Here is a 25257-nt window from a genome sequence, read left to right as displayed (position 1 = left end):
ACACCGTCCGGAACGTCGATGCGGGCCGACGATGAATCCCCGGACACCGTGGATCCGGCCGAGAACGGTGACGGCTTCCTGAAGTCGCTGGTCGAGCAGTTCTCTCCAGCGGGCGGTGGGCTTCATCGGCTGATGTGTTCCTCCGGTGTGCGAAGGCCGAGTTTTCCACACCGGGGCGTCGTCCACAGGCGACGATGCACGGCGCGCCCGGGTGGCCGTACGGTCCCCGGCGTGCGAGACACCCCTGACCCCGGCGACCCGGTACGCGCCCGACTGCGGACAGTCCTGCCCGGCCGTGTTCCGGACCCGTCCGATGCACGGGGTTCCGGCGGCGTGACGCCGGATCGCCATCCGCTGTCCGGGGAGTCGGCGGAAGTGTCGTTCCCGGTGGCGGCCGCCGGCATCGGCCCCCGGGCGGCTGAGGCGGCCCGCCTCGCGGGAGAAGGCGCCTTCGGGCCCCGGCCCGGCCAGGACCGCAGGGCCGCCGTGCTGACCGCGTTCGATCCTGGTCGGCTCGGGGTGCGGGCGCTCGCCCTCGTCGGGGTCGTCGTGGTGCTCGTGGCCGGAGTGTTGGCCTGGCGCGCCCGCCCGCAAGTCGAGCCCGTCGCAGCCGCGGTGGACACGCCCGGCGTCGCCCGGCCCCAACCCCGCGCCGCAGTGTCCGGAACGGCCGTGCCGGGCCCGGCCGGGGCATCCGCGGGCCGCTCCGCCAGCACCGAGATCGTCGTCGCCGTCGGCGGGAAGGTCCGCAAACCCGGCCTCGTCCACCTCCCACCCGGCGCCCGCGTCGCGGACGCGCTGCAGGCCGCCGGAGGCGCCGAGCCGGGCGTGGACGTGGCCCTGCTGAACCTCGCCCGCAAGGTCGTCGACGGCGAGCTGATCATGGTCGGCACTACCGCACCGCTCCCCGGCGGGCCGGTTCCCGCCGGCGCCGCCCCTGCCGCAGCACCGCCCGGACCGGTCAACCTGAACACCGCGACCCTGTCCGAGCTGGACTCGCTGCCCGGCGTCGGCCCGGTCCTGGCCCAACGGATCCTCGACGCCCGGCAGGCGCGGGGCGGGTTCACGGCCGTCAGCGACCTGCGCCAGGTCGACGGCATCGGCGAATCACGGTACGAGCAGCTCAAAGACCTGGTGACGGTGTGAGCGCCGAGCCGGGCACCGACACCCCGCGCCCGCCGGATCTGCGGTTGGCCGGATTCGCGGTGGCGGTCTGGCTGGCGGCCCTCCTGGCCCTGCACTCGTCGGCCGTCGCCGGTGCGATCCAGGCCGTGGCCGCCCTGATCGTGGCGCTGGCCTGCAGCGTTCTCGACCCGGCGCGCTGCCGTCGGTGGATGTTCCCGGCCCGGCGAGGCGCGTCCGTCCCCCGGGTGCCCGCCGTCCGCTGGATCGCCGTGGCCACGCGGCCCGCCGTCCACTGGATCGCGGTGGCCGGGGTGCCCGCCCTCCGCTGGATCGCCGTGGCCACGCTGCTCGGCGCTGCGTGTGGCGCGGGCGCGACCGCCGTCCGGGTCGCGGTGCGCGACGCCGCACCGCTGGCAGCGCTGGTCGCCACTGGTGCGACGGTGGAGGCCGACGTCGTCGTCACCGACGACCCGCGGGCGCTCACCGGTACGCCCGGGCGGCCGATCACCTACCTGGTCGCCGTCGATCTCACCGGGGTGCGCGCCCATGACCCGGTGCTCGCCCTGCGCCTCGACGTCCGCGCGCTGGTACTGGCCAACGACCCCGGCTGGCGCGGGCTGCTCCCCGGCCAGCGCGCCACGGCGACGGGGCGGTTGCTGGCACCGCGCGGCGGCGATCTGCGCGCGGCCGTCCTGTCCGTCCAGCGGGCGCCCACGCTGCACGGGCGTCCACCATGGACGCAACGGGCTGCGGGCGCGTTGCGGGCAGGCTTGCAGCGGGCATGCGCACCGCTGCCCGACGCTGCCGGCGGGCTGCTACCGGGGCTGGTCGTCGGGGACACCAGCCGCCTGGATCCGGGGCTGGCGGAGGACTTCCGCACCACCGGAATGACCCACCTCAACGCCGTCAGCGGTGCCAACGTCGCGATCGTCCTCGGGGTCGTGCTGTTCCTGCTGCGCTGGGTACGGGCCGGGCCGGTGCTGACCGCCGTGGTGTGCGCGGTCGCGCTGGCGGGATTCGTGCTGCTGGCCCGCCCGTCGCCGAGCGTGGTACGGGCCGCCGCGATGGGCGGGATCGGGCTGCTCGGCCTTGCCGCGGGTCGGCCACGGGCGGCGTTGCCGGCGCTCGGCGCGGGCATCGCGACGCTGGTCGTCGTCGACCCCGAACTGGCCGGTGACGCCGGGTTCGCGTTGTCGGTACTGGCCACGGGCGGTCTGCTGCTGCTGGCGCCGCACTGGCGTGACGCGCTGCGGCGCCGCGGCTGGCCCGGATGGGCGGCGGAAGCGCTCGCCGTACCGGCCGCCGCGCAGGTCACCTGCGGGCCGGTGGTGGCGGGGCTGTCCGGCACGGTCAGCCTCGTTGCGGTGCCCGCGAATCTGCTGGTCGTGCCCGCGATCGCACCGGCCACCCTGCTCGGGGTGGCCGCGGCGGTGCTGTCGCCCATGTGGCCGTCCGGAGCCGAGTTCGCCGCCTGGGCGGGGCAGTGGCCCGCGCGCTGGCTCGTGGTCGTGGCGACGGTCGGTGCCCGGATCCCGGCCGGTGCCCTGCCGTGGCCGGGGGGCGTCACCGGTGCCCTCCTGCTGGCCGCGGCGACGGCCGCCCTGCTGGTGGCGGCGCGCAAGCCCATCGTGCGGCGGCTCGTCGCCGTCATGTCGGTCGGCGCGGTGCTGGGCACCCTGCCCGTACGGCTGCTGGCCGCGGGCTGGCCGCCGCCGCGCTGGCTGGCCGTGGCGTGCGCGGTCGGGCAGGGCGACGCGATCGTCCTGCCCGTCGGATCCGGGCGGGCCGTGGTGGTCGACGCCGGGCCCGAGCCCATTCCCGTCGACGGGTGCCTGCGGCGGCTCGGCGTTCGGGAGGTGGCGGTGTTCGTGGTGAGTCACTTCCACGCCGACCACGTGGGCGGGGTGGCGGGCGTGTTCCGCGGCCGTACGGTGGCGGCGGTGGTCACCCCGGGCTGGCCCGACCCGGCCGCTGGCCGTGCCGCGGTGGCCCGCGCCGCCGGTGACGCCCACGCGCCGGTGCAGCCGATCAGTCCCGGGTGGTCATACGCTGCGGGCGACCTGCAGCTGACCGTGCTCGGCCCCGTCGCGCCGCTGCACGGGACGAACTCGGACCCGAACAACAATTCGCTCGTGCTGCTGGCCCACGTACGGGGGCGCGCGGTGCTGCTGCCGGGCGACGCGGAGACCGAGGAACAGGATGCGCTGCTGGCCCGTCTCGGGCCGGATGCCCTCCGGGCCGACGTCCTCAAGGTCGCGCATCACGGCAGTGGCTACCAGGAGCCGCGATTCCTGGATGCCGTGAATCCGGCCGTGGCGCTCGTGTCCGTAGGGCTCGACAACGATTACGGCCATCCGAACGCGGCGCTGCTGGCCCGGCTGACCCGAGCGGGCACGCGGGTATTGCGCACGGACCTCCAGGGGGACATCGCGGTGGTGGCGACCCCGACCGGACTGGCCGTGGCAGCCCGCGGCCCTGCGGCGAGTTGACCGCGTGCGGCCGTCCGCCCCCGGAGTCCCCTGTCACGCCGAGGCTTCGCACAGCGGCAGGCTGGGGCGCCCAGCGGCGCCCGGTTGGCCGCCAGGACCCGCCGCCCTGCGACGGGCGCGGCAGGGCCAGCAGCAGGTGGTCCTGAGGCCTGGCGAGGTGAGCGCGACATGGTCGACGGAATTGAGGGAGACGTGGTGCCGGTGGCGCAGCAGGGATCCCGGGCGACACGCCCGGAGACGGGCTCCGGATTGGTTCGACGACGGGCGATCACTGCGGGATGTGCCCCGGGTCACGTCCGCAGCTGCGGGGACCCGCCGCGCCTGCTCGGCCGTCGGTGCGGTCGGCGCCACATTCCGGAGAGCCGATATGTCTGCTTTCGTGTTCCGGTGGCGGATCCCGCGCGCGCGGGAGTGAGGCGCCGTGACAGCAGTGGGCATCGTGCGACGATGTGGGGCGTGAACGCCGCTGCCCCACCTGTCCCACTCGTGCTTGTTCTCGGCGACGAGGAGCTGCTGTCCGCCCGCGCGGTTACGGCGGCCGTCGACGCGGCCCGGGCCGTCGACCCGGGCGCGGACGTCCGCGAGTACGAGGCCTCCGCGCTCACCGCGGGCGAGGTCGCCGAGATGCTCAGCCCGTCGCTGTTCGGCGGCCGACGGGTGCTGGTCGTCCGAGGCGGACAGGACGCGCGCAAGGACCTCGTGACCGCGCTGCTGGCGTACGCGAAGAATCCCGACCCGGACGTCACCCTGATCGTCGCCCACCTCGGTGCCGCCAAGGGCAAGGCATTCGCCGACGGCCTGCGCGCCGCCGGCGCGACCGTGGTGGCCGCCGCCAAGCTCAAGGGTGACCGCGAGCGGATCGCCTTCGTACGCGACGAGTTCCGCCGCAACGGTGGCCGGTGCGACGAGGTGGCCGCGGCCGCGCTGCTGGCCGCCGTCGGCAACGACCTCCGCGAGATCGCCGCCGCGTGTTCGCAGCTGCTGGCCGACACCGATGGCCGGATCACCGAGGCGGTGGTCGCCCGGTACTACCGGGGCCGGGCGGAGGTGAGCGGCTTCACGGTCGCCGACGCCGCGATGGTCGGTGACGTGCCCGGGGCGCTGGAAGCGTTGCGCTGGGCCCTGCATGTGGGCGTCGACCCGGTGCCGATCGCGGATGCGCTGGCGGATGGCGTCCGTACGGTGGCGCGGGTCGCGTCGGCCGGCCGGGGGAACCCGTATCAGCTGGCGAGCACGCTCGGGATGCCCGCCTGGAAGATCCAGAAGGCGCAGGAGCGCAGCCGCGGCTGGACCCCCGAAGGTCTGGTCGACGCGATGCGTGCGGCGGCCGACTGCAACGCCGCGGTCAAGGGCGGAGCGGAGGACCGCGGGTACGCCCTGGAGCAGGCCGTCGTCGCCGTCGCGGCCGCCCGCCGAGCGGGGAGCGTCCGATGACCCGCACGATCCGGTCACGCCGGGCACCGGCGAGCCTGCAGCCCCCCATGTACGCCCGCCTGCTCCGGCTCAGGCACCTCGCGCCCAGTGGATTCCTCTGCTTCGTGTTCCTCGAGGGGTCGGCGGCGCTCGCCATCCTTCTCGCGCTGGCCGAGCTGGTGAGCTGGTGGGGTGTGGTCGTGCTGCCGCTGACGGTGGCGGCGATGGTGAAGCTCAACGACCTGATCGCGGGCGCCGCGAGTCGTACCGTGATCGCGCCGGAGCCGGGCGGCGGCGCGCGTTCCGCCCGGAGCCGGCAGTCCGTGTCCGGGCGGCAGCGGACGGGGCCGAGGCTGCGGTCGGCGGTCGCCCCGCCGCCCGCCGACGGCCCGATGGTCTGGACGCCTCCCCACGCTGAGCTGCCCGCGTTCGACGACGAGGCCGGGTCGGTGTTCGACGAGGCGGAGCCCGCGTACCGGGAACTGGGGCTCGGGTTCGACGAGGCCAGGTTCGACGAGGCCAGGTTCGATGATGCCGGGCAGGGCTATGGGTACGAGGATCACGAGCCGGTCGGCGAGGGTGCCGGCCTCGGTTACGAGCACGCCGAACCCGAGTACGAGGAGACGGGATTCACCTACGGGGACGGCGGAATGGGGCACTACAGCACGGTCGACCTGCGGGCCCGTATCGACGCCGCACGCGCGGCGATGCAGACGGCCCCACCTCTCGAACCCGTCCCTCGCGAGGGAACGCTCCACCTCGCCGGGGCCCTCAACGAAGCCCCGACAACCCGGCTCTGGGCCGATCAGCTGGACGCGGAGCAGCGTGCCCGGCAGTCGGCGGCCCATCACTACGAGTAGGTAGGCCAGCCCACGGGGCGGGTGGTGGCGCGGTTAGCCTGGCCGGGCCGTGGGCTGGGACCGGCTCGCGAGGCTCGGCGGCGGGCAGTGCGGGGCCGCCAGGCTGCGTGTGGGGCGGCTCGACGGCGTGTAGAGCTGCCGCGCCGCGTCGGTAGGCGGGTCGGGCGCTGACACGCTGAAGCTGGCTGCGGAGAGCTGCGGTGACCCGAAGGCCGCTTGAACCCCTCGGCGAGACCTTCGCTCAGGCCAACGGCGTGAAAGCTGCCGGGCAGCCGTACAACCGTGATGGGTCTTGGTGACCTGCGCAGATGGCGTCGGGCCAGCCGGGGCCGGGCGCGGCGGCGCTGCATCCCACGCCGTCCAGGGACCAGGTCGGGCAGATGCCGCGTCAGAGGCTTCCGGACACGACAACGGGCACCTCCGCGGACCTCACGGTCCGGGGGTGCCCGGAGTTGTTCCGCCCGTGCTCAGCCGGGCGGAACGCGGACCGCCACGGCGGCCACGGATGCCTCAGGCGGAGAGCGAACCGACCCGCTTGGCGATGGCCGACTTGCGGTTCGCCGCCTGGTTCTTGTGGATGACGCCCTTGCTGACGGCCTTGTCGAGCTGACGGGAGGCGTCACGCAGCAGCGCGGTCGCCGTCTCGGCGTTGCCGGCCTCGCTCGCCTCGTTCAGCTTGCGGATCACGGTCTTCAGCGACGACTTGACCGACTTGTTGCGCAGCCGGGCCTTTTCGTTCTGCCGGTTGCGCTTGATCTGGGACTTGATGTTCGCCACGCGACAGCCTTGTCCTGACTAGGTTCGGATGATGTCTCGTGCGAGTGGTCACCGCATCGGTCAAGGAACAGCAGCCGACAGCGGCGCGTCACCACACGCGAGGAACCAGGTTACCAGCACCGTCGCGGCCCGCAAAAACGGCCGGGTCGTCAGCGGCGGCCGGCCTACGCCCAGCCGCGCCGGGCCGCCAGCCAGGCCAGCGCCTGACCGCCGCTGAACCGCTGGTGCTGGCGGCTGTGCGGTGACGCGCTGCTGGGTCCGCCGGCCGCCCGGACCAGCCAGTATCCGGCCAGCGCGGCCAGTGCCCCGTCGATCCCGTCCGGCGGCGCCGCCCAGGGCGCCAGCAGGGCATCGGCGTCGAGCCCGCTCGCGTACGCACTGATCAGCAACGTCACCGTGTCGAACCAGGGAGCACCCAGGCACGGCCAGGTCCAGTCGCACAGCCACGCGGCGCCCGTACGGTCGATGAGCACGTTGTCGACGCGCAGGTCGCCGTGCACCATCCCGGTGCCGGACGCGAGCGGCGGCAGGGCTGCCTCGAGCGCCGCCAGCTCACCGAGCCGCGCGGGCACCCACGCCGGGACCGGAGGAATGGCCTCGTGCCCGGCGGCGATGGCGCGCCACCACGAGAACTCGGCGCGCAGGATCGCATCCAGCGGGGGCAGCCCCACGGCATGCAGCTCCGCGGTCGGGGAGTGCAGCGCCGCCGCCGCGGCCGACCACGCCCGCAGCGCCGCGTCCAGGTCGGCGGGGGTCCACGGAAGCGCCGGCACGTGACCGTCGACCGGGTCGAGGCAGAGCACGTACCAGCCGCCTGCGGTGAGGGTCCAGCGCGGGCGCGCTGCGGGTACGCCGGGCGGCAGGGCGGCCGTGACCGCGGCCTCGCGGGCGTACCAGTCGGCGGTGGGGTCGGCCGTGGGCGCGGCCTTTACGAACCCGCGCACGCCGTCGGCGGTCGTGACCAGGGCCGCGAACGCCGTGGTGAAGCCGCCACCGGCCGAGACCGCGCTGGCGACCGGGCCGCCGAGGCGGGCGCTGATCGCGTCGCGCACAGCTACTGGCAGCGCGGACCAGTCCGGGCGCACAGCCGTGGCTCCGTACGGGACGTCGGGCAGCGAGACGGCACGCATGCCGACCATCCTGCCGGTGCCCGGCAACGCCGCGCCGACAATGTCGCACCCGCCTGGCAGCATCCCCGGCATGAGAACGGACGACTTCTGGGCGGTCATCGGCCGGGCGACCGCCGACCGACCGGCCACCCCCGAGGAGGTGGCCGAGCGTGCCGTGGCCGACCTGGCCGCCCGTGACCCGCAGGAGATCGTCGCCTGGGCCCGTCACCTCGACAAGGTGATGACCGCCTCCGCGACGGAGGACCTGTGGGCGGCGGCCTATCTGATCAACGGCGGCTGCTCGGACGACGGCTTCGACCACTTCCGCGGCTGGTTGATCGCGCACGGGCGGGACGCACTGGCCCACGCCGTGCGCGCCCCGGATTCGCTGGCCGAGTTGTCCGCTGTGCGGGCCGCCGTGCACACGGGCGCCGTGTTCGAGGCGGAGGAGGTGTTGGGGGTGCCCGCGCGGGCGTACGAGCGGGCCACCGGCGGCGCGCTGCCGCCGCCACCGGCGCCGCCTGGTCGTCCGGACCCCGACCAGCTCTGGGACTTCGACGACGAGGACGAGATGCGCCGCCGCCTGCCGCGCCTGTCCGAGCTGTTCCTGGAGCCGCCCGAGTAGGCCGACGGGGCCGGGCGGCCGGCGGGACCGCCGCAGGCCCGGATCACGGCGCACCCCCTGGGCCGAAATGCCGGGGCGGCTGGAAACGCCGGGGCGGCTGGAAACGCCGGGGCGGCTGGAAATGGCGGCGCCGCACAGCGCGGCCTCGGCGGCCCCGGCCAGCCCGCCAGGGCAGCCGGAAACGCCAGGGCAGCTAGGACGTCTGGGCGGCTGGGCGGCTGGGCGGCTGGAAGGCCAGATTGGTTAAGACGCCAGGCGGGCGGCGTCCCGCCAGCGGCGCCGCTTCGGGGCGGTGGCGTTCGGGGCGAGATGGATCCGGTTCCGGCCGCCCCGCTTGGCCCGGTAGAGGGCCTCGTCGGCCTCGCTGAGCAAAGACCGCTGGGTGCTGTCCGGTGCGGCCGCGGAGATCCCGATGCTGATCGTGACGGGCAGTTCCCCGGTGATCGGCTGCCACGGGTGGTCGGCGATGGTCCGGCGCAGGTCCTCCAGGCGGGTCACGGCCCGGCCGGGGTCGGTGCCGCGTACGACGAGGAGGAACTCCTCACCGCCGAGACGGGCGGCGAAGCCGTCCGGGCCGACCTCTACCGCGTCGAGCAGGCTTGCGACGGCGGTGAGCACCTGGTCGCCGGCTTCGTGCGAGAGGGTGTCGTTGATGCGTTTGAAGTGATCGAGGTCGAGCAGGGCGATGGTGACGGGGGAGCCTTCCGCGGTGGCGCGGTGCAGCAGCGCCGGCAGGTGTTCGTCGACGTAGCGGCGGTTGCGCAGGCCGGTGAGGGCGTCGCGCAGCGCCTGCTCGCGGAACCATTCGGCCTGGCGGCGGGCTTCGGCGACCTCGAACATGACCTGGCGGTTGCGGGCCTGGACCTCGCGTTCGGCGGAGCTGAGGCGTTCCTGGGCGGCGTTGAATTCGCTCAGCGCCAGGTAGGCGTCCTTGTAATCCCCGGCGGCGGCGTGGATCTCGGACCGTTCGAACAGGGCCTGCGCCGCGTTGTAGGTCAGGGACAGCCGCTCGCTCTCCTGCTGCACCTCGGCGACTGTACGCAGGGCCGCCGCCAGGTTTCCCTTGCGTCGTTGCACCAGCGCCAGGGTGAGCAGCAGATCCGTCTCGGCGTCGGCGTCCTGGGTGAGTTCCTCACCGCGCAGGGCGTCGAGCGCGGCCAGGGCGGCCTGCTCCGCCGCATCGTGGTCGCCGCAGAGCGTCTCCACCCGGGCCACGGTGTCCAGCACCGAGAAGCCGAGCGGCATGCCGTGCGCCCGTGCGACGTCGCGGAGCCGCGCGAGCACGCTCCGGGCCTGCTCCCCGTTGCCCTCCTCGTACTCCGCGTACGCGTAGTTGTTGAGGGCCATGATCCGCTTGTACAGATTGCCGGTCTCGACCGCGAGGCGGTCGGCCTCCTCGTAGCGCTCGCGCGCGGCGCCGGCGGACCCGGTCCGGGCGAACGCGTCGGCGAGCTTGATCATGCAGGCGATCCGGATCGACACCGGGGTGCTGTCGTCCTGGGCGTTCACGCATTGCAGGCTGTGGTCCAGGGAGGCCCCCATGTCGCCCATCGCGCGGTGCAGCCGCGCCAGTACGCGGTGGGCGCTCGCCTGTACCTGACGGCGTTCGTGCGCGTCGGCCCAGGCCAGGACGTCGGACAGGATCCGTGCCGACGCGGCGAGGTCACCGCGGTACTCGTGCATGGTCGCGCGCAGCAGTCGCGCCCGCCAGACCAGCTCGGTCTCGCCGTGCGCCTCGGCGCCGGCTTCGATCTCGACGGCGATGCGCTCCGTCTCGGCGACGTCGAAGTCGCCATCGTCCTCGAACCGGTCGAGCGTCCGGGAGGCCGCCGCGGGATCGAACGCGAGCGTCCGGGAGGCCGCCACAGGATCGAACGCCAGCGTCCCGGAGGCCGCCGTGGGGCCGGATGGCGGGACGGAGTCAGCCTGCGGCGCTGCGTTCATCTCGCCCCCTGTCGAGTCCGGTCACCCCTCCCATCGACCAAGGCCCGGCCGACCTGCGGAAGGACCCGCCGACATCGGGGCTGGGCGACCAGAGCCACGAGGCCCGGCCCACGAGGCCCGGCCCACGAGGCCCGCCCACGAGGCCCGCCCACGAGGCCCGCCCACGAGGCCCGGCCCACGAGGCCCGGCCCAATAGCCGAGCGCCACGAGGCCGGGCCACGAGGCCAGAGCTACGGGGCCGGAGCTACGAGGCCAGGCGGGGCGCGTCGCGCCAGCGCCGGCGCTTCGGCCCGGTGGTCGCCGCGGCGACGCTGATCCGGTTCCGGCCGTTGCGCTTCGCCGTGTACAGCGCCGCGTCGGCCTCGCCGAGCAGCGTGCTCTGGGTGCTGTCCGCCGTGGCGGCCGCGACTCCGATGCTGGTGGTGACCGGCAGATCCCCGGTGATCGGCTGCCAGGGGTGACCGGCGACGGTACGGCGCAGCGCGTCCAGCCGGGCCACCGCCGCGTCCGCGTCGATGCCGCGCATCACCACCACGAACTCCTCGCCCCCGAGTCGCGCGGTGAACCCGTCGGGGCCGGTCTCGACCGCGTCGAGCAGGTCGGCCACGGCGGTCAGCACCTGGTCGCCGGCCTCGTGCGAGAGGGTGTCGTTGATGCGTTTGAAGTGATCGAGGTCGAGCAGGGCGATCGTCACGCGGAAACCGTCGGTGGCGGCGCGGCGCAGCAGGTGCGGCAGGTGTTCGTCGACGTAGCGCCGGTTGTGCAGGCCCGTGAGCGCGTCGCGGTGTGCCTGCTCGCGGAACCATTCAGCCTGCCGGCGTGCCTCGGCGACCTCGAACATCACCTGGCGGTTGCGGGCCTGGATCTCGTGCTGCGCGGAGCTCAGCTGTTCCTGGGCGGCGTTGAACTCGCGCACGAGGCGGTAGGCGCGCTCGAAGTTCCCCCGGGCGGCATGGATCTCGGCGAGTTCCGACAGGGCCTGCGCGGCGTTGCTGACCAGCGGGAGCCGCTCACACATGCGCTGCACCTCGGTGACGGTGTGCAGCGCGGCCGCCAGGTCGCCGCTGCGGCGTTGCACCAGGGCGAGCGTGAGCATCAGGTCCGTCTCGGCGTCCACCTCCCGTACGCGGTTCTCGCGCCGGAAGGCGGCGAGCGCGTCGTGGGCCGCCCGCAGTGCCGTGGCGTGATCGCCGCACAGCATCTCCACCCGGGCGAGCGTGTCCAGCACGTTGGAGTTCAGCGGCTTGCCGTGTGCGTGCGCGACCCGGCGCAGCCGCGCGAGCACCTCGCGGGCGCCCTCTCCGTCGCCCGCCTCGTATTCGGTGTAGGCCCAGTTGTTGAGCGCGGCCAGCTGCCGGTTCACGATGCCGTGCTCGGCGGCCAGCCGTTCGGCCTGCTCGTAGCGTTCCCGAGCGGCCGGGATCGACCCGGTCATGGCGAACGCGTCGGCGAGCTTGATCAGGCAGCCGATCCGGTTGGCGATCGGGATGGTGTCGTCCAGCGTGCTCACGCACTGCAGCGTGTGATCCAGGGTCGCGGCCAGGTCGCCCATGAGGTGGTACAGCCGGGCCAGTACGTGGTGGGCGCGGACCTGCACCCGCCGGCAGTCGTGGACCTTCGCCCAGTCCAGGGCGTCCGACAGGATGCGCATCGACTCGGCGGGCTCACCGCGGCATTCGAGCATGTCGGCGCGGAGCAGGCGGGCGCGCCAGAGCAGCTCGGTCTCCCCGTGGGCCTCGGCGGCCGCCTCGAACCGGGCCGCCAGCTGCTCGGCTTCGGCCAGGTCGAAGTCGGAACGGTCCTCGTATTCGTCGAATATCCGGTTCGCCGCGTCCCGATCGAACGGGACCCCGGCGCCGTCCTCGGGCGGCGGCGCGGCCACCTCGGTCGCCGGGTGCGCCTGCGGCACGCCGTTCATCTCGCCTCCCGGTCTCCAGTCCCGTCCTACCGATCGACCGGGAGCTGTTCGACCTGACCAGGGGCTTCGGCGACCGGCCAGGGCGGCCGCCGCCTCCAGAGTCGGAACCCGCCGCCGCCTCCAGAGTCGGAACCCGCCGCCGCCTCCAGCGTCGGAACCCGCCGCCGTGTCCGGCGTCGGAACCCGCCGCCATGGCGCCGGGCGTGGCGGAGATGGGGCCCGGGGCGCTGGCCCGGGTGTGGGCCGAGCGTCGACGCGGGGCGTGGGACGATAGGTAGCGGTCGGCATGTCCGCCGGCCGGCCACACGCCTCACGCGCAGACGCATCCAGCTAAAGAACGGACGATCGTGCCTGCACCGCTCGACCCCGTGAACGTCATCGGAGCGACCGACCCCGGCCGCATCCGTAACTTCTGCATCATCGCGCACATCGACCACGGCAAGTCGACACTGGCCGACCGCATGCTGCAGATCACCGGGGTGGTCGACCCACGCCAGATGCGCGCGCAGTATCTCGACCGGATGGACATCGAGCGCGAGCGCGGCATCACGATCAAGTCCCAGGCCGTGCGCATGCCGTGGGTGGTCCGGGAGGGCGCGCAGCAGGGCGAGTCCGCGGTGCTCAACATGATCGACACCCCGGGCCACGTCGACTTCACGTACGAGGTGTCGCGCAGTCTCGCCGCCTGCGAGGGGGCGATCCTGCTGGTCGACGCCGCGCAGGGGATCGAGGCGCAGACGCTGGCCAACCTGTACCTCGCCATGGAGAACGACCTGCACGTCATCCCGGTGCTCAACAAGATCGACCTGCCGGCCGCCCAGCCCGAGAAGTACGCCGAGGAGCTGGCGAAGCTGATCGGTGTCGAGCCCGACGACGTGCTGCGGGTCTCCGGCAAGACCGGCCTGGGCGTCGAGCACCTGCTGGACGAGATCGTGCGCCAGTTCAAGCCCCCGGTCGGCGACGCGGCGGCCCCGGCCCGGGCGATGATCTTCGACTCGGTGTACGACGTGTACCGCGGCGTGGTCACCTACGTCCGGGTGGTGGACGGCCGGATCGAGGCCCGCGACCGGATCAAGATGATGTCCACCGGCGCGGTGCACGAGCTGCTGGAGATCGGGGTGGTCTCGCCCGAGATGGAGAAGGCCGGTGCGCTGGGCGTCGGCGAGGTGGGCTACCTGATCACCGGCGTGAAGGACGTGCGCCAGTCCCGGGTCGGCGACACGGTCACCGGCAATGCGCGCCCGGCCGTCGAGCCGCTGGGCGGCTACAAGGACCCGAAGCCGATGGTGTATTCGGGCCTGTACCCGATCGACGGCTCGGACTACCCGGCGCTGCGCGACGCGCTGGACAAGCTGAAGCTCAACGACGCCGCCCTGACGTACGAGCCGGAGACCAGCGCGGCGCTGGGCTTCGGGTTCCGCTGCGGCTACCTGGGACTGCTGCACCTGGAGATCATCGGCGAGCGCCTGGAGCGCGAGTTCAACCTCGACCTGATCTCGACCGCGCCGAACGTGGTCTACCGCGTGTACACAGAGGACGCCGTCGAGCACGTCGTGACGAACCCGAGCGAGTTCCCCACCGGCAAGATCGCGGAGATCCACGAACCTGTCGTGCGCTCCACCGTGCTGGTGCCCAACGAGTACGTCGGTGCGGTCATGGAGCTGTGCCAGAGCCGCCGCGGCCAGATGCTGGGCATGGAGTACCTATCGTCGGAACGCGTCGAACTGCGCTACACGCTGCCGCTCGCCGAGATCATCTTCGACTTCTTCGACCAGCTCAAGAGCAAGACCAAGGGGTACGCGTCGCTGGACTACGAGCCCTCGGGGGAGCAGGTCGCCGACCTGGTCAAGGTGGACATCCTCCTGCACGGGGAGCCGGTCGACGCGTTCAGCGCCATCGTGCACAAGGACAAGGCCTACACGTACGGGGTCACGATCGCCGCGAAGCTGCAGAAGCTGATTCCGCGGCAGCAGTTCGAGGTGCCGATCCAGGCGGCCATCGGCAGCCGCGTCATCGCCCGCGAGACCATCCGGGCGATCCGCAAGGACGTACTGGCCAAGTGCTACGGCGGTGACATCAGCCGTAAGCGCAAGCTGCTGGAGAAGCAGAAGGAAGGCAAGAAGCGGATGAAGATGGTCGGCCGGGTGGAGGTGCCCCAGGAGGCCTTCATCGCCGCGCTGTCGACGTCCGACTCGGTCGACCCGAAGGCCACCGGAAAGAAGTAACCGGGTTTGGGCGCTGGGCGCACGGGAAATTGTGGGGGCCTGAACTTAAGACCCCCCAAGGAGGTTTCCCATGACTGTCACCGGCATCCTCAGCGCCCTCATCGTCGGCCTGATCATCGGCGCGCTGGGCCGCCTTGTCGTACCCGGTCGCCAGAACATCCCGATCTGGCTGACGATGGTGATCGGTGTCGTCGCCGCGCTGCTGGGGACGGTGATCGCCCGGGCCGTGGGCGTCGCGGACACCCGCGGCATGGACTGGACCGAGCTGCTCTTCCAGGTGGTGCTGGCGGCGATCGGCGTCGCCCTGGTGGTCGGTGCGGCCGGTCGCCGCGGCATCACCCGCTGAGGCGGCGGCGCCTGCCCGCCGAACGCCTCACGCACCGGCGCGGCGCTCAGTACCGGAACTTGTGCTGGGCGCTGCGCCGGTTCACCCGTGCGGGCAGCTCGCCGACGTGATCGAGCCGGGGGAGCCGTTCTCCCGGCTCGTGGCCGTCGGTGACGTCGCGCATCGTCACCACGAAACCCTGAACCAGCCGGTCCTCCCGCAGATCCCGGTACGTGGCCTCGACGAACACCTGGGTGCCGTCGGGGCGCAGCAGCGCACAGAACACCACCCCGTCCCCTTCGGCCCGCAGCGCCTCGTGCACCTGCGCCCGGTCGTCGGGGTGCACCAGGTCGTGCAGGGTGGCCAGCGGCGCCAGCTCCGCGACCCCGACGAGCCGCCGTACGGCCGGACTGGCATAGCGGATGTGCTGGTCGGAGTCGATGACCAGCATGGCGTCGGCGGTGTTGCGGATGACCGCCCGCAGATACAGGTCGCTGTCGCGGCGGCCCACCGCGTCGACCAGCGAGATGCGGTCCAGCGCGAGGGCCGCCTGCCCGGCCAGCACTTCCAGGGTGTCGCGGGTGGCGCCGAGCAACTCCGGGGCGCCACTGAGCACGAGCGCCCCGCCGCTGGGCCGGGCCACTGCGAGCGGCTCCAGCCACAAGGGGCAGACGAGGGTGATCGCGCCGTCGCCGGTCCCCGGATCGGGCAGCCACCAACTGCGCTCCCGGTGCCCCGCGGTGGCGGTGCCGGGCACCCGATGGACGCGGCGGGCCTCGGCGGTCTGCGCGGCGAGGGCGAGGGCGAGCTGACGGTCGTCCGTGGCGAAGGCCACCCGGTGTACGCCGTCGGGCAGCAGCTGATGCACGGCGGCCCGGACCGCCTCGTCCACGGCGGGCAGGTCGGCGGCGGCCACCAGGGCGGCGCTGGCCTCGCGCAGCCCCCGCTCCCGGGTCAGCGCCGCGCTGTGCTGACCGAGCGAGTCGGCCAGCCGGGTGAACGTGAGCACCACCGTGATCACGCTCGCCGCGGCGATCACCACCCCGTCCGTGACCCCGGTCGTGACCGCCTCGATGAGCAGCACCACCGGCGGGGTGGCCACGGACACCGCCAGCAGTGCGGCCCACCGGCCGCGCCACGGCGTCGGGCGCGCCTGGTGCGGTGCGGTCAGCCGGGCCATCGACGGGTGCAGCGCGGCGGCACCCCACGCCACGTACAGGATCGTGTAGCCGGTCTCGGCGAGCGGGCCGGGGGCCAGCGGGTAGGCCACGTCGGCGCCCAGCAGGCCCAGCGCGCCGACCAGCAACAGCAGCGCGGACCAGTTGGGTGCGGCCACCGTCAGCCGGGCCGCGACCGCGATCAGCAACAGGTCGCCGAGCACGTCGGCGGCGGAGATCGCGCCGACCTCGCCGCTGCCGCCCAGCGCGAAGACCCACACCACGAGCAGGGCCGAGCAGGTGAAGGCCAGCAGGTCGATGAGCCGGGCCCGATCGACGAGGACGGCGCCGCCGCGGGTGAGCTGCAGCAGGCACAGCGCCAACAGCGGGAACATGATCGCGTACGACAGGTCGGCGGAGGTCGTCGCGCCGAGCGCGTAGCAGACGTCGCCGACGGCCAGGCTGGCCAGCGCGCCGGACAGTAACAGCCACGGCCCGACGCGGGCGGGCCGGTTGCGGTGGACCCCCACGAGGACGGCGGTGATGCTCGCGGCACCGAGCGCGATCCATTGCACGGCCTCTGACACGCCCCTACTAGTACCAGGGCGGTAGCTGTCTGTCCATATCGATATATACGCAGCGCAATGGCCCGCGACGCTTCGTCATGCCACGCAGAGCAGGATCACCGGAGGGGCGATTCGGCCGGAGTATCCACTCACATCCGTTGATTTCCAGGTCAGTGGAACACTTCGGCCACCACGGCGCGGCCGCCCGCCGCATCCGCCGCGGTCACCGGCTGCCACTTGCCCGCCTCGGCGCGCCACTCAAGGTCAGCAAAACGTACCCGTTCGAGGCCGGTGTTGCGGGCGTGGGCGACCAGCCAGTGCGCGTACCGCCAGCCGGCGCCCGCGTCCTTCACGGCCAGGGTGAGACCGTCGGCCTGCCGGGCCCGCGCCGGGACGCTGGTGCCCCAGTCGTCCTGCAGGCCCTTCGCGATGGCGTCGGCGGCCGCGGCGCCACGCAGCGCGGGCTCATCGGCCATGGTGCAGGTCACCGCGCCGGTGGCGCGGCCGGTGAGCGCACGGGCCAGCACCGCGGACTCATCCGCCCACTTCTCGTACGCGTTGGGGAACGCCGAGCGCTGCACCTGCTGCGCCGCGTCGGTGACCCGCATCTGCTCCCACCCCTTGACCCTCTTCAGGGCGGAGTAGAACTTGTCCGCGGCGTACCGGGGGTCCTGAATGTTCTCGGGGGTGCCCCAGCCCTGGCTGGGCCGCTGCTGGAACAGCCCGACGGAGTCCCGGTCGCCGTCGCCGCGATTCTCCAGCTTCGACTCCTGGAACGCGGTGGCCAGAGCGACCACTACGGCCCGCTCGGGCATCTTGCGGCGCACGCCGACCGCGGTGATCGTGGCCGCGTTGGCCATCTGCACCGCGTCCAGCGCCACCTGGCCGTCGGCCTGCACGACGCACTCCGGGCCCAGGTGCGGCAGCTTGCCGCCCATGGAATTGACCGCGGTCACGACGGCGACCGCGGCCACGAGGACGAGCACAGCGATCAGGACGACCGGTCGTCTTCGCACGCGCACCCCCTCTTTGCCGGCCCCCAGCGTAGTCAACGGGCGCGCGTGACTCTCCGATCAGCTGTCCGTGGCGCTGGGTACCCAGGACGCCGGTCGCTTCTCCCGGAACGCCGACACCCCTTCGACGCCCTCGTCCGAACGGAAGTAGCCGGCGGACTGCTCGGACAACTCGGCCAGGTCCTCCTTGATCGAACCGGACGGCGCCCGGCGCAGCAGCTGCTTCGCGCCCGCGAGTGCCAGCGGCCCGCCACGCACCAGCGAGTCGCAGTACGCGGCGACCGTCGCGTCCAGCGCGTCGTCCTCGACCGCCCGGGTGACCAGGCCGATCTCGGCCGCCCGCACCCCGTCGAACACGTCCCCGGTCAGATACAGCTCGGCGGCCGCTCGGGAGGTCAGCCGCGGCAGCACGGTGGCGCTGATCACCGCCGGGACCACGCCGAGGCGTACCTCGGAGAACGCGAACGTCGCCGCGCGCGTGCAGACGGCGACGTCGGCGGCAGCGACCAGGCCGAGCCCGCCCGCGCGGGCCGGGCCGGCCAGCCGGGCCACCACCGGCTTGGGGAACTCCCACAGCTCGGACAGCACGTCGGCCAGCAGCTCGGCGGGCACCCGCGCGCCCTCTTTCGCCCGCGCCGTCTCCTTGAGGTCGGCGCCCGAGCAGAACACCGGGCCGGTGTGGGAGAGCACCACGGCCCGCACGGCGGGATCGTCGTGCGCGGCGGTGAACGCGTCGAGCAGCTCTTCCATCAGCTGGCTGGACAGCGCATTGCGGTTGGCCGGGCTGTCCAGCGTCACGGTGGTCACCCCGGCAGCGGTGACGGTACGGACCAGATCCATGCGCCCGACCCTATCGGCGGCCGTGCACACTTGTGACATGCCCGGCACCCTCCCCGACGGCGAGCCAGTACCCAGCGACGGCTCGCTGCCCGCCACCGCTCTGACCGACGTGGGCGCGCGGGGCTTCGGCGTCTACGTGCACGTGCCGTTCTGCGCCAGCCGGTGCGGCTACTGCGACTTCAACACGTACACGGCCAGTGAGCTGGGCGGCGGTGCGAGCCGGGAGGGGTACGCCGACACCGTGCTGGCCGAGCTGGCCCTGGCCGCCCGGGTGCTGGAGAGCCCGCCCCCGCGGGTGGACACGGTCTTCGTGGGCGGCGGCACACCGACCCTGCTCGACCCGGACGACCTGGGCCGCATCCTGGAGGGCATCGACGCCACCTGGGGGCTGGCCGGTGACGCGGAGGTCACCACCGAGGCCAACCCGGAGTCGGTCACCCCGCGCTCGCTGCAGCGGCTGCGCAAGGCCGGGTACACCCGGATCTCGCTGGGCATGCAGTCGGTCGCGCCGGGCGTGCTGCAGGTGCTGGAACGCCGGCACACCGCCGGGCGGGCCCCGCAGGCCGCGATCGAGGCACGGGAGGCCGGGTTCGACCACGTCAACCTCGACCTGATCTACGGCACTCCGGGGGAGAGCGCGGACGACTTCGCCGCGTCCCTGCGCGCCGCGACGGGCGCCGGGGTCGACCACGTCAGCGCGTACGCCCTGATCGTGGAGGACGGCACCCGGATGGCCGCGCGGATGCGCCGCGGCGAGCTGCCGTACCCGGATGACGACGTGGCCGCGGACCGCTACCTGGCCGCGGACGCCGCGCTGAACGCGGCCGGCCTGTCCTGGTACGAGGTGAGCAACTGGGCGGCCGCGCCCGCCGCCCGGTGCCGGCACAACCTGCTGTACTGGACCGGCGGGGACTGGTGGGGCCTGGGGCCCGGAGCGCACAGCCACGTCGGCGGGGTGCGCTGGTGGAACGTCAAACATCCGACGACGTACGCGGCGCGGCTGGCCGAGGGCGTCTCGCCGGGCCAGGCGCGGGAGCTGCTCACCGGTGACGACCGGCACACCGAGGACGTCATGCTGCGGGTGCGCCTGGCCGACGGGCTGCCGCTGGCGGCCCTGGACGCAGCCGGGCTGGCCGGTGCCCGGCAGGCGCACGGGGACGGCCTGCTGGACCCGGCGGCGTACGCGGCCGGGCGGGTGGTGCTGACCCTGCGCGGGCGGCTGCTGGCCGACGCGGTCGTGCGCGACCTGCTGCCGTAGCGCATCGGCATGGCGCCGGGGGTGAACCCGGCGCCATGGCCAGGGGGATGGTTACTTGATCATCGAGACGGTCATCGGGTACGAGTACGGCTCGTTGTTGTTGGCCTTCACGCCGGCGATGATGCCGAAGATCGTGCCGACGATGACCGCGCCGATCACCGGGATGATCCCGATGACGATGCAGGTCAGGGCGTAGCCGACCACCGCGATGATCGTCCACAGGAGCTGGAAGTTCAGCGCCGCCACCGCGTGCTGGCGCACGATCGGGGACTGGTTGCCCCGGGCCAGCAGCGCGACCAGCGGGGCGATCCAGCCCGCCGCGCCGCCGCCGAAGAACGCACCCGCCGCGCCGCCGAAGTGGGCGACCATGATCCAGGTCTTGTCCTCGTTGGCGCCGCCCGGGTTGTAGCCGTACTGCGGCGGGGTGCCCCCGGTCGGGTAGGCACCGCCGGGCGGCGGGCCGTACCCACCGGCGGGCGGGGGTGCGTAGCCGCCCGCTCCCGAGCTGGGCGGCGGGTAGCCACCCCCGGAAGTCGGGGTGCCGTACGTCGGCGGCTGGGGTGCACCGGGCGGAGGGGGCGGTGCCGACCCTGGGGTCGGCTCGTTGCCCGTGTATGGGTTGAACGGCGCGGTGGGGTCCGTTGGGTTCCCCTCACCGGGCGGGCGCGGCGGTTCAGTCATGCCAGAGAGGGTAGGGCCGCAGCTCAACACGGTCGAGGTCAACATGCGGACGGCGTCTAAGAATAGACAGTCGGCTAAGGGACCCGGGCCGGGTGGCGCGCGATCATCGCGCCATCGGCCGCGGCGACGTAGACTGGCACTCGCTCAAGCCGAGTGCCAGTCAGGTGCTGACCGACCAGACCGGGGGGAGGGGTCCGATGAGTCTCGATGACCGCAAGCTCGAAGTGCTGCGCGCCATCGTCGAGGACTACGTCGCCACTCAGGAACCCGTGGGCAGCAAGGCCCTGGTCGAGCGGCACCAGCTCGGTGTCTCCCCGGCCACCGTGCGTAACGACATGGCCGTGCTGGAGGAGGAGGGCTACATCCGCCAGCCGCACACCAGCGCGGGGCGGGTGCCCACCGACCTCGGCTACCGGCTGTTCGTGGACCGGCTGTCCCGGGTCAAGCCGCTGAGCCCGGCCGAGCGCCGGGCCATCGAGCGGTTCCTGGTCGGCGCGGTCGACCTCGACGACGTGGTGCACCGTACGGTGCGGCTGCTGGCCCAGCTCACCCGGCACGTCGCCGTGGTGCAGTACCCGAGCCTGTCCCGCTCCGCGGTGCGCCACCTGGAACTGGTCCCGATCTCCACCACCCGGCTGATGCTCGTGATGATCACCGACACCGGCCGGGTCGAGCAGCGCCTGGTCGAGCTGCCCGCCCCGGTGGGCCCCGACGACGTCACGGAGCTGCGCCGGCGGTGCAACGAGAAGCTGGCCGGGCAGAAGCTCGCCGACACCCCGCCGCTCGTGCAGGGCCTGGTCGACGAGACCGCCCCGGAACGCCGCACCACGGTCGCGTGCCTGGCCACGGTGCTGCTGGAGACGCTGGTCGAGCGCAGCGAGGAACGCGTCGCCCTGGCCGGTACGGCCAACCTGGCCCGCGCCAGCGTGCTGGACTTCCAGGGCACCCTGCGCCCCGTCCTGGAGGCCCTCGAAGAGGAGGTCATCCTCCTCAAGCTGATCGGCGAGGTGGAGCCGAGCACCACCCGCGTCCGCATCGGCGACGAGAACAAGATCGACAATCTGCGGTCGACGTCGGTGGTCAGCACGGGCTACGGCCCGGGCGCCACCATCGTCGGCGGGCTGGGCGTACTCGGCCCCACCCGCATGGACTACCCCGGCACCATCGCTACCGTGCGTGCCGTGGCACGCTACATGGGCGACCTGCTGGCACAGAACTGACGGATCCACGACGACGAGTGCCCGCAATGGCGTGGCAGACATGAGGACTCGAACCCCAGTGGCCAAGGACTACTACGGAATTCTCGGGATCAACCGGGACGCCACCGACGACGAGATCAAGCGCGCGTACCGCAAGCTCGCTCGCCAGTTCCACCCGGACGTCAACCCCGATCCGGAGGCGCACGAGAAGTTCAAGGACATCAACGCGGCGTACGAGGTCCTCTCCGACGACCAGAAACGGCAGATCGTCGACCTCGGCGGCGACCCCCTCGCACCCGGCGGCGGCGGGGGACCGGCCGGACCCGGCGGCGCCGGGCCGTTCGTCGGCTTCCAGGACATCATGGACGCCTTCTTCGGCACCGCGGCCGGAGGCGGCGCGCGCGGCCCGCGCCCGCGTACCCGGCCGGGCGCCGACGCGATCCTGCGCCTCGAACTCGACCTGGTGGAGACCGCGTTCGGCGTCGAGGCGCCGATCACCGTCGACACCGCGGTGCTGTGCACCCAGTGCACAGGCGCGGGCACCGCACCCGGCACCCACCTGGCCACCTGCGAGACCTGCGGCGGGCGCGGCGAGGTCCAGTCCGTGCAGCGCACCTTCCTGGGCCAGGTCGTCTCGTCCCGGCCCTGCCAGGTCTGCCAGGGCCACGGAACGGTCATCCCGCACCCCTGCCCGACCTGCGCGGGCGACGGCCGCATCCGTACCCGTCGCTCCCTGACCGTCAAGATCCCGGCCGGGGTCGAGGACGGCATGCGGATCCGCCTCGCCCAGCAGGGCGAGGTCGGCCCCGGCGGCGGCACCGCCGGCGACCTGTATGTCGAGATCCACGAGCGCCCGCACGACGTCTACTCCCGCAAGGGCGACGACCTGCACTGCCGCGTCACCCTGCCGATGACCGCGGCCGCGCTCGGCACGCGGCTGACCATCAAGACCCTCGACAGCGAGGAGGCGATCGAGGTCAAGTCCGGCACCCAGCCCGCCTCCACGCTGCGCATCCGCGGCAAAGGGGTGCCGCACCTGCGCGGCCAGGGGCGCGGGGACCTGTTCGTCCACCTCGACGTCAAGACGCCGACCAAGCTCACCGCCGACCAGGAGCGGCTGCTGCGCGACTTCGCCAAGACCCGCGGCGAGGACGTCGCCGAGCTCAGCAAGCAGGGGGGCTTCTTCTCCCGCATGCGCGACGCCTTCAACGGACATTGATTTTTTAGGCTTTTGTCCCGGGTCCGTTGGGGTCTTGAGCCGTCGCTCCCGCGGAGAACGGGCGCGGGAGCCCATTCGCCCAGCGGCTCATGAGCGGGCACCCGCGCCCTGCCAGGTCCGTGCGATCACAACCCCGCAGGGCGTGGGCATGGTCGTGCGCTGCCGGGTTTGTGATCACGACCCCGTTGAGGGGTGGGCATGTCGGCGCCGGGCGGGCTTGTGCGATCGCATCCCCGTGGGCGTGGGCGAGGTTGCGCGCTGCCGGGTTCGTGCGATCACCACGCCGTGGGCGTGGGGATGTCCGCGCCCTGCCCGACCCTGCGGGCGCAACCGGTACCGTGCGGGCATGTCCGCGCCGCTGTTTCTCGTCGATGACCTGCCTGCCGGGGCGAGCTTCACGCTGTCCGGGCCGGAGGGGCACCACGCCGCCGATGTGCAGCGGCTGCGTGCCGGTGAGCGGCTGATCCTGGCCGATGGGCGGGGTGGGGTGGTTGCCGCCTCCGTGGTGCGCGTCGGGCGGGGCAGCGTCGATATCGTGCTCGGCTCGCGGACCGTGACCCCCGCCGCCGATCCTCGGCTGGTGGTGGTGCAGGGGATCGCGAAGGGCGACCGGGGGGAGCTGGCCGTGCAGGCGATGACCGAGGTGGGCGTGGACGAGATCGTGCCGTGGGCCGCCTCCCGGTCGATCGTGCAGTGGCGCGGGGAGCGCGGTGTGCGGGCCCGGGAGAAGTGGGCGTCCACGGCACGGGAGGCCGCCAAACAGGCCCGGCGCGCGTGGCTACCCACGGTCGGCGGGCAGCCGGATTGCTCCACGCCGCAGGTGGCGGGCCTGATCTCCGCGGCGACGGCGGCGTTCGTGCTGCACGAGGAGGCGACCGACCGGCTCACCGGGGCGAAGCTGCCCGACTCCGGCGACATCGTGCTCGTGGTGGGGCCCGAGGGTGGCATCGCCGACGCGGAGCTGGGGCGGTTCGTGGCCGCGGGCGCGGTGCCGGTACGGCTGGGCGACTCCGTGCTGCGTACGTCCACGGCCGGGGTGGCCGCGCTGGCCGTCCTCGCCACCCGCCTGGGCCGGTGGTGAGTCCCGTTCAGCTGCCGTCCAGTAGCGCCCGGCCGCGCGGGGACAGGCGGTAGCCGATCTCCAGGCTCTCGGTCAGCCCCAGCTCCTTGAGGCGGCGCACGTCGCGCTTGAACGACGCCAGGTCCGGATATCCCGCCTCGGCGTACAGGTCCGCGGCGCGGGTGGCCGGGCGGGCCGCGACCAGCCCCAGCACGGTACGGGTCCACGGGCCGCGGCGGGCGCTGCGGTCCATCCGCTCCACGGCCGTCGCCACGGCGGCCAGTCCCGACACGTCCTCGCGCAACGCGATCCGCGGGTCGGCACCGGCGTACCCCACCTCGATGCGGTACAGCGGCTTCGCCGGGTCGCCCGGAATGTCGGCGCGCAGCGCGGCCAGGTCGGCGTATCCGGCGGGCGCGGTGTCCTGCGGCAGCACGTCGGGCACCCGGGTGACCGCGCGCACCTCGATCAGGCCGATCATCGTGCGCAGCCGGGTGCCCGCCCGTACCCGGGCGGTACGCCAGCGCCGGAACACCACCGACACCCGGCCCGAACGGATGCGCTCCAGCGCGTCCTCGCGGAACAGCACCCGTCCAGGGTAGGGCGGGCCGGGTCCCGGGGTGGGCTACACGCGGCGGGCGGTGGCCAACGAGGTGTCCATGACGAACTCGATCGTGCCCCCGCGGGCGTCGATCACGTCGACCACCGCGGTCAGCGCCGCGTCGCGGTCGGACTCCGACAGCATGCGGTAGATCGAGGTCGTCGTCAGGAACTGGGCGTACGTACCGGAGTCGTACTCCGCGCCCCACCGGTAGTGGCGACTGCGCAGATCGGTGAAGCGCGGGTCGTCGTGCAGCGCCAGCGACTCCCACTCCACCATGAAGTCTTCGATCTCCACGGGATGGTCATCGACCCGCCACTTGTGCGACGTGTGCTGGTCGTCCCGGCCCTCGGGCCAGTAGCGACGGTCCACCTCGGCCAGTTCGGCGTGCAGGTCGTTGTCCGCCAGCAGGAAGCCGTTCCAGAACAGCGCCAGCAGCCCGCCCGGCGCGAGCGCGGCGTGTGCCAGGTCCAGGCGCCGCTCCGGGTCCACCCAATGCCACGCCTGCGCGCTGTACAGCAGGCCGTACCCGCGGTCGGGTCGCCAGTCCTCGAAGGTGCTGGCGATCACCGACACCGTGGGCCGGTCCGCCATCCGGTCGCGCAGGATGGCCGCCATCCGGGCGTCCGGCTCCACACAGGTCAGTGCGATCCCGTGCGCCGCGAACGCCGTCGTCGCCTTGCCGGTGCCCGCGCCCACCTCCAGGGCCGGGCCGTCGCCCGCGTCGGCCAGCACGTCGGTGACGAGTTGCTCCGGATAGCCCGGCCGCAACCGTTCGTACGTGTCCGCCACCTCGCCGAAGACGCCCCTGCGTTCCCGCTGCACCGTCATCCGGTGCCTCCCCTCGCTCGCG

Annotated in this window: 20 protein-coding genes and 1 pseudogene; 11 read left to right on the top strand and 10 right to left on the bottom strand. The window is 73.3% G+C overall.

What is annotated here, in order from left to right; translation table 11 throughout:
- Positions 1-231 precede the first annotated feature (231 nt).
- From ACMCNN_RS22975 to ACMCNN_RS22960, 4 genes and pseudogenes are all read left to right on the top strand, one after another.
- Positions 232-1146, top strand: a complete 915-nt coding sequence (locus ACMCNN_RS22975) for a helix-hairpin-helix domain-containing protein (protein WP_412742581.1) — start codon at positions 232-234, stop codon at positions 1144-1146.
- A complete protein-coding gene (locus tag ACMCNN_RS22970) occupies positions 1143-3614 on the top strand; it encodes a ComEC/Rec2 family competence protein (RefSeq protein WP_412742580.1) in 2472 nt (823 codons plus the stop codon). Before ACMCNN_RS22975 ends, ACMCNN_RS22970 begins: the two co-directional genes overlap by 4 nt.
- A gap of 447 nt (positions 3615-4061) precedes the next feature.
- Positions 4062-5048 carry a DNA polymerase III subunit delta gene (holA, locus tag ACMCNN_RS22965; RefSeq protein ID WP_412742579.1) on the top strand — a complete coding sequence of 329 codons (987 nt, stop codon included), beginning with the start codon at positions 4062-4064 and terminating at the stop codon, positions 5046-5048.
- A pseudogene (locus ACMCNN_RS22960) lies at positions 5045-5279 on the top strand (hypothetical protein); the annotation flags it as partial. The gene holA and the pseudogene ACMCNN_RS22960, both read left to right, overlap by 4 nt.
- 1118 nt (positions 5280-6397) lie before the next feature.
- Here the strand turns inward: ACMCNN_RS22960 and rpsT are convergent.
- Together rpsT and ACMCNN_RS22950 are read right to left on the bottom strand one after the other, a co-directional pair.
- Positions 6398-6664 carry a 30S ribosomal protein S20 gene (rpsT, locus tag ACMCNN_RS22955; protein ID WP_412742578.1) on the bottom strand — a complete coding sequence of 89 codons (267 nt, stop codon included), beginning with the start codon at positions 6662-6664 and terminating at the stop codon, positions 6398-6400.
- Between the two features lie 164 nt (positions 6665-6828).
- Complete coding sequence (locus ACMCNN_RS22950) at positions 6829-7794, bottom strand: phosphotransferase family protein (RefSeq protein WP_412742577.1); 966 nt, start codon at positions 7792-7794, stop codon at positions 6829-6831.
- Between the two features lie 70 nt (positions 7795-7864).
- Between ACMCNN_RS22950 and ACMCNN_RS22945 the strand changes: the two genes are divergently transcribed.
- Positions 7865-8398 carry a DUF4240 domain-containing protein gene (locus ACMCNN_RS22945; protein WP_412742576.1) on the top strand — a complete coding sequence of 178 codons (534 nt, stop codon included), beginning with the start codon at positions 7865-7867 and terminating at the stop codon, positions 8396-8398.
- A 243-nt stretch (positions 8399-8641) separates the two neighbouring features.
- Here ACMCNN_RS22945 and ACMCNN_RS22940 read toward each other — a convergent pair whose 3' ends face one another.
- Positions 8642-10342, bottom strand: a complete 1701-nt coding sequence (locus ACMCNN_RS22940; RefSeq protein WP_412742575.1) for a GGDEF domain-containing protein — start codon at positions 10340-10342, stop codon at positions 8642-8644.
- Positions 10343-10586: 244 nt separating this feature from the next.
- The gene (locus tag ACMCNN_RS22935; protein WP_412742574.1) at positions 10587-12260 is read right to left on the bottom strand and encodes a diguanylate cyclase; all 1674 of its coding nucleotides are present in this window, start codon (positions 12258-12260) and stop codon (positions 10587-10589) included.
- A 347-nt stretch (positions 12261-12607) separates the two neighbouring features.
- Here ACMCNN_RS22935 and lepA point away from each other — a divergent pair, with 347 nt between their 5' ends.
- Positions 12608-14485 (top strand): translation elongation factor 4, encoded by a 1878-nt coding sequence (lepA, locus tag ACMCNN_RS22930; protein ID WP_412742573.1) that lies wholly within the window; start codon positions 12608-12610, stop codon positions 14483-14485.
- A 70-nt stretch (positions 14486-14555) separates the two neighbouring features.
- On the top strand, positions 14556-14831 hold the full coding sequence (locus ACMCNN_RS22925; protein ID WP_412742572.1) for a GlsB/YeaQ/YmgE family stress response membrane protein: 276 nt from the start codon (positions 14556-14558) through the stop codon (positions 14829-14831).
- A 46-nt stretch (positions 14832-14877) separates the two neighbouring features.
- Here the strand turns inward: ACMCNN_RS22925 and ACMCNN_RS22920 are convergent, their stop codons facing one another.
- From ACMCNN_RS22920 to ACMCNN_RS22910, 3 genes are all read right to left on the bottom strand, one after another.
- A complete protein-coding gene (locus ACMCNN_RS22920; RefSeq protein WP_412742571.1) occupies positions 14878-16554 on the bottom strand; it encodes a PAS domain S-box protein in 1677 nt (558 codons plus the stop codon).
- 149 nt (positions 16555-16703) lie between these two features.
- Positions 16704-17555, bottom strand: coding sequence for a hypothetical protein (locus ACMCNN_RS22915; protein ID WP_412742570.1), 852 nt, complete (start codon positions 17553-17555; stop codon positions 16704-16706).
- Positions 17556-17606: 51 nt separating this feature from the next.
- Positions 17607-18386: an enoyl-CoA hydratase-related protein gene (locus ACMCNN_RS22910; RefSeq protein WP_412742569.1), complete on the bottom strand. Its 780-nt coding sequence runs from the start codon at positions 18384-18386 to the stop codon at positions 17607-17609.
- Positions 18387-18423: 37 nt separating this feature from the next.
- On the opposite strand from ACMCNN_RS22910, the gene hemW reads away from it, so the two are divergent.
- Positions 18424-19644, top strand: a complete 1221-nt coding sequence (gene hemW, locus ACMCNN_RS22905; protein ID WP_412742568.1) for a radical SAM family heme chaperone HemW — start codon at positions 18424-18426, stop codon at positions 19642-19644.
- 51 nt (positions 19645-19695) lie between these two features.
- Here hemW and ACMCNN_RS22900 read toward each other — a convergent pair whose 3' ends face one another.
- Positions 19696-20325, bottom strand: a complete 630-nt coding sequence (locus ACMCNN_RS22900) for a DUF4870 domain-containing protein (RefSeq protein ID WP_412742567.1) — start codon at positions 20323-20325, stop codon at positions 19696-19698.
- Positions 20326-20522: 197 nt separating this feature from the next.
- Here ACMCNN_RS22900 and hrcA point away from each other — a divergent pair, with 197 nt between their 5' ends.
- From hrcA to ACMCNN_RS22885, 3 genes are all read left to right on the top strand, one after another.
- Positions 20523-21545, top strand: coding sequence for a heat-inducible transcriptional repressor HrcA (gene hrcA / locus ACMCNN_RS22895; protein ID WP_412742566.1), 1023 nt, complete (start codon positions 20523-20525; stop codon positions 21543-21545).
- 58 nt (positions 21546-21603) lie between these two features.
- Positions 21604-22743: a molecular chaperone DnaJ gene (dnaJ, locus tag ACMCNN_RS22890; RefSeq protein ID WP_412747247.1), complete on the top strand. Its 1140-nt coding sequence runs from the start codon at positions 21604-21606 to the stop codon at positions 22741-22743.
- 346 nt (positions 22744-23089) lie between these two features.
- Complete coding sequence (locus ACMCNN_RS22885; RefSeq protein ID WP_412742565.1) at positions 23090-23824, top strand: 16S rRNA (uracil(1498)-N(3))-methyltransferase; 735 nt, start codon at positions 23090-23092, stop codon at positions 23822-23824.
- A 7-nt stretch (positions 23825-23831) separates the two neighbouring features.
- Here ACMCNN_RS22885 and ACMCNN_RS22880 read toward each other — a convergent pair whose 3' ends face one another.
- Positions 23832-24392 carry a hypothetical protein gene (locus ACMCNN_RS22880; protein WP_412742564.1) on the bottom strand — a complete coding sequence of 187 codons (561 nt, stop codon included), beginning with the start codon at positions 24390-24392 and terminating at the stop codon, positions 23832-23834.
- A gap of 36 nt (positions 24393-24428) precedes the next feature.
- Complete coding sequence (locus tag ACMCNN_RS22875; RefSeq protein ID WP_412742563.1) at positions 24429-25235, bottom strand: class I SAM-dependent methyltransferase; 807 nt, start codon at positions 25233-25235, stop codon at positions 24429-24431.
- Positions 25236-25257: the final 22 nt, after the last annotated feature.

Origin of the sequence: Krasilnikovia sp. MM14-A1004 (genome assembly GCF_047159485.1) — a bacterium.
GTDB lineage: Bacteria > Actinomycetota > Actinomycetes > Mycobacteriales > Micromonosporaceae > Actinoplanes.
Note: the sequence above shows the minus strand (reverse complement) of the source record. Positions and strands in the feature narration are given on the sequence as shown.